Below are 2,433 nucleotides of genomic sequence, written 5' to 3'. Positions count from 1 at the left end.
TGTATATGGCATAATTGAAATGTAGTTTACGGCAGCTAATTCATGTTGGTCAAATTCGACCAAAAATATACAAAAAACCACTTGCCAACACTCAAAAACAACTTTAAACTCCTCGTTAGACCAATAACGTTTGACAGGAGGATATTTAGGAGATGTTAACAGTGGCTGAAGTAAATTATATCAGATATGAAGTGAATCAAAAAGATGAAAGTTATGCAAGTGTTAGTCGAAAGACAGGTTTCGATGCTCGTACAGTAAAAAAATATGCCAATCAAGAAGACTTTGAAGTTAAGAAACCTCAGTGCCGAAAGGCACCTGTCATGGATCCAGTAAAACCAATTCTTGATGAATGGTTGAATGAGGATTCTAAAAAGAAACGGAAATATCGCCGCACGGCGAAACGTTTATTTCAACAGCTTGTGGAAGAGCATGATTTTAAAGGGTCTGAGAGAAGTGTTCGCCAGTATGTTTCTAAACGAAAAAAAGAATTAAAAACAATGGTTGATCAAGCGGCTTTACCTTTAGAATCTATCCCGGGGACAGCCCAAGTGGATTTCGGAACGGCTCCTTTTGTTTATCAATCAGAATCGATGGAGTTACCCTATTTGGTGATGTCGTTTCCTTTCAGTAATACGTTTTATTTTCAGGTTTTTCCTTCGGAAAATGCAGAGTGTTTACTCGAAGGTTTACAACGTATGTTTCATCATATGGGTGGGGTTCCGAGAACCATTCGATTTGATAATTTTAGACCGGCAGTGAAAAAGATATTAGGCAAAGGAGAGCGAAAGCTCACGGATGTGTTTGAACGCTTTGTGGGGCATTATGGCTTTCATTATGAATTTTGTAATCCAGGTAAGGGGAACGAAAAAGGCCATGTCGAAGCGATGGTGAAGTATGTAAGGAATAATTTCTTATTACCGGAATGTCATATTGAAGATTTAGATCAATTTAATGAAACGTTATGGCAAAAAGCTGAGGATGATCGTGATCGTTCTCATTACAAAAAGGATGTGCCAATAGATACGCTCTATCAAGAGGATTGCGCACAATGGCTTCTCCTTCCGGAGAAATCATTTGATTGCGTACGTTATGAAGTAGTTAAAGCTGATAAATATGGTTTTATTACTGTGGATAAAAAACAATACTCAAGTTCGCCTCGATTCGCTGGGGATAAGTTAACCGTTGCGATCACATATCATTCAGTGAGTGTTTTAAATGAGCAACATGAAGCTGTGATTCATCATTCGAGACTCTATGGTGTTAGACGAAAATCAATGGTTTGGCAACCCTATCTTGATTTATTATCTCGACGACCACGAGCGATTAAGTACACCAGTATCTATGATCATTTCCCAGAAGAATGGACGCGATATTTAAAAGCTTGTACAGAAGATGAGCAAAAAGAAGCTTTAAGATTATTAGGTACGTTACTTAAAAATGATGATTTCACGCTACTGAATCAGGCGCTAAATGATGTATCAGCACAAGGACATCCAAGTGTTGATCAAATTAAACATCGATTCTATTCACTCGTTAATAATCAAGAGGATTATTCAACATACACGCCACAAATGTCTTTACCGGATATGCCTGATATCACAAGAGGACTTGATCATTATGACGCCCTCTATGCGAAAGAAGGTGGAGCGCGTGAATAATCAAATTATAGAATACGCCAAACGCTTAAAACTCAGCTGGATTCGAGAACATTACCACGAGGTGACAGCCGAGTCAAATGAAACTTACTTGGTTAAGTTGTTTGAAAAGGAAATAGAGCATCGAGAAGAGCGCAAAGTCAACTTACTGTTGAAGCAAGCGCAACTACCTAAAACAGGCCATCAGCCTTTTCAGTGGGAACATATTCAGATTCCGCACGGAATCGACCGCGATACGATTATTCAGGGTGATTTCATTAAGAGACAAGAGAATCTCATTCTTTATGGAGGTGTTGGGACGGGCAAAACTTATTTATCTACGCTCATTGCCCTAAATGCCATACATAGATATGGCAGCCAGGTGAAGTTCTTTACCGTGGCAGGCTTAGTTAACAAGCTTATAGAAGCAAATCAACAAGGACAGCTACCAAAGTTTATGAAACAGCTAGACAAGCAACACGCGATAATTTTAGATGAATTAGGTTATATCCCTCTCAACAAAGAGGGCGCAGAATTACTCTTTCAAGTCATTTCTATGTGTTACGAGAACAAGAGCTTAATCATCACAACGAATCTTCAGTTTGGGCAATGGAATCACGTCTTTGGAGATCCAGTATTAACGGAAGCCGTTATTGATCGACTCATTCACCATTCCCATTTATTAATGTTTAGAGGCGATAGTTTCCGTTATAAAGAGTCATTAATTCATGAGTAGATAGTGATGGCAAGTGGCATACAAAATTAATTGCCGTTTAACGCAATTCCCTATTGCCAAATA

Annotated in this window: 2 protein-coding genes; both read left to right on the top strand. The window is 38.7% G+C overall.

Features of this window, described 5'->3' with window-relative positions; translation table 11 throughout:
- The first annotated feature begins 152 nt into the window (after positions 1–152).
- Positions 153–1,658: an IS21 family transposase gene (gene istA / locus GSA01S_RS09915; protein WP_066127162.1), complete on the top strand. Its 1,506-nt coding sequence runs from the start codon at positions 153–155 to the stop codon at positions 1,656–1,658.
- On the top strand, positions 1,651–2,370 hold the full coding sequence (gene istB / locus GSA01S_RS09910) for an IS21-like element helper ATPase IstB (RefSeq protein WP_066127156.1): 720 nt from the start codon (positions 1,651–1,653) through the stop codon (positions 2,368–2,370). The genes istA and istB overlap by 8 nt, the downstream gene beginning before the upstream one ends.
- The last annotated feature ends 63 nt before the right edge of the window (positions 2,371–2,433 follow it).

Origin of the sequence: Globicatella sanguinis NBRC 15551, assembly GCF_001552295.1 — a bacterium.
GTDB classification, from domain to species: Bacteria; Bacillota; Bacilli; order Lactobacillales; family Aerococcaceae; genus Globicatella; species Globicatella sanguinis.
Note: the sequence above shows the minus strand (reverse complement) of the source record. Positions and strands in the feature narration are given on the sequence as shown.